The organism is Sphingorhabdus sp. (genome assembly GCF_044374345.1).
Taxonomy (GTDB): Bacteria; Pseudomonadota; Alphaproteobacteria; order Sphingomonadales; family Sphingomonadaceae; genus Sphingorhabdus_B.
In genome coordinates this window covers 1-3,747 of record NZ_JBILOS010000159.1, presented here as the reverse complement: position 1 = coordinate 3,747, position 3,747 = coordinate 1, and the positions used below count along the sequence as shown (strand labels likewise).

The 3,747-nt window shown below is 58.6% G+C and carries 4 protein-coding genes, 1 tRNA gene and 1 pseudogene; 3 read left to right on the top strand and 3 right to left on the bottom strand.

Annotation, left to right across the window (positions count from 1 at the left end):
• The 3 genes and pseudogenes from obgE to ACIQ5B_RS10880 all read right to left on the bottom strand — a co-directional run.
• Positions 1-542: pseudogene (gene obgE, locus ACIQ5B_RS10890) on the bottom strand (GTPase ObgE); the annotation flags it as partial.
• 178 nt (positions 543-720) lie between these two features.
• Positions 721-796, bottom strand: a tRNA-Ala gene (locus tag ACIQ5B_RS10885).
• 74 nt (positions 797-870) lie between these two features.
• On the bottom strand, positions 871-1,188 hold the full coding sequence (locus tag ACIQ5B_RS10880) for an FYDLN acid domain-containing protein (protein ID WP_125231048.1): 318 nt from the start codon (positions 1,186-1,188) through the stop codon (positions 871-873).
• Between the two features lie 156 nt (positions 1,189-1,344).
• Here ACIQ5B_RS10880 and aroA point away from each other — a divergent pair, with 156 nt between their 5' ends.
• From aroA to ACIQ5B_RS10865, 3 genes are all read left to right on the top strand, one after another.
• Positions 1,345-2,679 (top strand): 3-phosphoshikimate 1-carboxyvinyltransferase, encoded by a 1,335-nt coding sequence (gene aroA, locus ACIQ5B_RS10875; RefSeq protein ID WP_397599029.1) that lies wholly within the window; start codon positions 1,345-1,347, stop codon positions 2,677-2,679.
• Positions 2,676-3,302 carry a (d)CMP kinase gene (locus ACIQ5B_RS10870; protein WP_397599028.1) on the top strand — a complete coding sequence of 209 codons (627 nt, stop codon included), beginning with the start codon at positions 2,676-2,678 and terminating at the stop codon, positions 3,300-3,302. The genes aroA and ACIQ5B_RS10870 overlap by 4 nt, the downstream gene beginning before the upstream one ends.
• A 248-nt stretch (positions 3,303-3,550) precedes the next feature.
• Positions 3,551-3,747 (top strand): S1 RNA-binding domain-containing protein (locus ACIQ5B_RS10865; RefSeq protein WP_397599027.1); only part of this gene is annotated, 197 nt, incomplete at its 3' end.

The following is a 3,747-nucleotide window of genomic DNA, read 5'->3' as shown; positions in this document are numbered from 1 at the left end:
GACACCTGATTGATGAAGGTCGATTTGCCCGCGTTGGGCATGCCGACAAGTCCGGCGTCCGCCAGCAATTTCAGGCGCAGCCAGACATACATTTCTTCGCCCGGCCAACCGGGGCCATGCTGACGCGGCGCGCGGTTGGTTGAGCTTTTATACGATGCGTTACCGCGACCGCCATCGCCGCCGCGCAGGAACACAACGCGTTGGCCGACCTCGGTCAAATCGAGCAAAAGCGAACGTTCTTCGTCATCGGCCAGCACCTGTGTGCCCACAGGCACCTGAATGACCAAATCATCACCATAGGCACCGTGGCGATCACGCCCCATGCCCTGAATACCGCGCATGGCTTTGAAATGCTGCGCATAACGAAAGTCGATAAGCGTGTTCAGTCCAGCGACCGCTTCAAAGATGATATCGCCACCCTTGCCGCCATTGCCGCCGTCTGGACCGCCATATTGGACATATTTTTCACGACGAAAGCTGACCGCTCCCGGGCCACCGGCGCCGGAACGGATAAAGATTTTTGCTTGGTCGAGAAAATGCATGTGTTGGCCTTTAGGGGAGTATGGCGGTTTTGGCCAGTGGCGGGTTCAAACCCGTCATGCTGAACGTGTTTCAGCATCTTACGTCATGATGGTCGTCAATTCTGGCCCCGGAACGCAGCCACCGAAGGTGAAACAAGTTTAGGGGATATTGGACAGCCCGAAATGTGCGAAAGAAAAATGGTGGAGCCTAGGGGAGTCGAACCCCTGACCTCTACACTGCCAGTGTAGCGCTCTACCAGCTGAGCTAAGGCCCCATCTGGCCGCCCGTTGGGCAGCCTTGGTGAGGAGCGCCACTAGCGGGCGCTCCTATATATTTCAAGTCCGAAGATTAGATGTCGTCTGGTTCGTCTTCTGTGCCAGCAACGCCGAGATCTTCGTCACCGCCAAGGTCGACATCATTGTCGGGCGATACGTCACCGTCAACGGCATCGACGTCAATGTCGAGATCGTCATCCGCAAGATCCGAATCGTCTTTCTTCTTTTCGGCTTCTTCAAACGGCAATGGCTGCTTCGACTTCAAAACGGGCTCAGGTGTCCACTGGTTGCCGCATTCGATGCATTCAACCGGCTCGTCCTTGGTCAGGTCGTAAAAACGAACACCACATTTCGGGCAAGTGCGCTTGGTTCCCCATTCAGCCTTGATCATGGCGGGCTCAAATCCTTTTTAAACTGGCTTGGAAGGGCGATGCACATCTGTGAATCACCGTCAATTGGCGCGGCCTTTGCCACAGCGACGCGCCGCTGTCAAAAATTACTGTGGTCGTTGACTTGACCACGCATCATCCGCAAAGCGCAAAACGTCATGCATAGCGTTCAACCCCGCCCCGCCAGTTTCCGTTCGCAAGGGCCGCTTCGCGGCACAGTGAAGGTACCCGGAGACAAATCCATCTCGCACCGGTCGCTGATGCTCAGCGCATTGGCCGTTGGCGAAAGCCGGATTTCCGGTCTGCTGGAGGGCGAAGACGTGCTGTCGACCGCCGCCGCGATGCGCGCGATGGGCGCACAGATCGAACGCACGGGCGAAGGATGCTGGACCGTCCACGGCGTTGGCGTTGGCGGCCTGATGCAACCCGCAAGCGCGCTCGATATGGGCAATAGCGGCACGTCGACACGCTTGTTGATGGGTCTCGTGGCCAGCCACCGGCTCACCGCGACATTCATTGGCGATGCGTCCTTATCGAAACGCCCGATGGGCCGCGTCATCGATCCGCTCAGTCAAATGGGCGCCGAATTCACTGCAAGCCCCGGTGGCACGTTGCCGCTGATGGTGCGCGGCTTGGTCCCTGCGGTGCCGATCAGCTATCGTCTGCCGGTCGCCTCTGCCCAGGTAAAAAGCGCCGTGTTGCTGGCCGGTCTTAACACACCCGGCATCACCGAAGTGATTGAACCCGTCCCGACGCGTGACCACAGCGAACGGATGCTGCGCGGCTTTGGCGCGGATTTGACGGTTGAAATCGATGCCGATGGCGTGCGCCATATACGGCTTGTCGGCGAAGCAGAGCTGAAGCCCCAAACGATTGACGTGCCCGGCGACCCTTCATCGGCGGCCTTCCCGATTGTCGCGGCGCTCATTACCCCCGGCAGCGAAGTGACTGTGACCCATGTCGGCATGAACCCGACGCGCACCGGCATTTTCAAGATGCTGGAAGCGATGGGCGCTGACCTGACTTACGCGAACGAACGCGAAGTCGGCGGCGAACCTGTGGCCGATATCACCGCGCGCCATTCGGTTTTGCGCGGCATCGAAGTGCCGCCCGACATCGCACCAAGCATGATCGACGAATTTCCGGTATTCTTCGTCGCCGCCTGCATGGCGCAAGGACAGACGATCACCAGCGGCCTCGACGAGCTGCGCGTGAAAGAGTCCGACCGGCTCGCGTTGATGGCGACCGGCCTGAAAGCCATTGGCGCGCAGGTCGAAGAACGCGAAGATGGCCTTGTCATTCAAGGCACAGGCGGCGAACCGCTTGAGGGCGACGCAACGATCAACAGTGCGCTCGATCACCGTATTGCCATGAGCTTTGCCGTGGCGGGGCAGCATTGCTACCACCCCGTGACGGTCGATGATGTATCCCCCATCGCCACGAGCTTTCCGACGTTCGAGGCGATGATGCACAATCTTCAGGTTGCACATTGATTATCGCCGTTGATGGCCCAACTGCTTCGGGCAAGGGCACGTTGGCAAAGGCATTGGCCGCGCATTTTGGTCTTCCGTTTCTGGATACGGGCCTGTTGTACCGCGCGGTGGGTCGGCAGGTGCAATTACACAATGGCAATCCCGATGATCCCGCGGATGCCTTGGCTGGATGTGATTTTCCCGACAGCATTCTCGATGACGCCGCTTTGCGGACCGAAGCGGTCGGCGGTTTGGCCAGCCGCGTTTCGCTCCACCCGCAGGTGCGCGCGGCATTGAACAAGCGTCAGGTGGATTTTGCCAACCAGCCAAGCGGTGCATTGTTGGACGGGCGGGACATCGGCACGGTGATTGCGCCGCATGCCGATGTGAAGCTGTTTGTCACCGCCCCTGCCGAGGTGCGGGCGCAGCGGCGTTATGACGAAATGCAGCGGCACGGAGTTGACGTGCGCTTTGCCGATATTCTTGCCGATATTCATGCCCGCGACGCACGCGACATGGGGCGGGCCGATGCCCCGTTAAAGCCCGCGCAAGACGCGCTATTGCTTGATACCGGCGATTTGACTATAGGCGGCGCCGTTCAAGCTGCGATTGCGCTGGCGGAGGGTAAACTCCGGCAGAGTTGAGTGGCGGGGCGTTTCAAATGAAGAACGCCGTCACCCTGAACTTGTTTCAGGGTCTATTTCGCCTCTACACCTTATGGTCTGTGTGGCACGATGGATGCTGAAATAAATTCAGCATGACGGATAAATGCTTTTGTAACGCGCTTAAAACGAACGCTTTATTGCTATTCGGGCAATAGGGCATTTCTGGTCAAAGACCGTCGGAACCAACCGACTGGCCGGACAAAAAGTACGTAAGGAAACTCTCACCTATGGCAACTTCGCCAAACCCGACCCGCGACGATTTCGCGGCACTTCTCGACGAATCACTTGGTGGCGCAGACGGTGGCTTTGAAGGCCGCGTCGTAAAGGGCACCGTAACCGCAATCGATAATGACCATGCTGTCATCGATGTGGGTCTCAAATCCGAAGGCCGTGTGGCGCTGCGTGAATTCGCTATGCCCGGCCA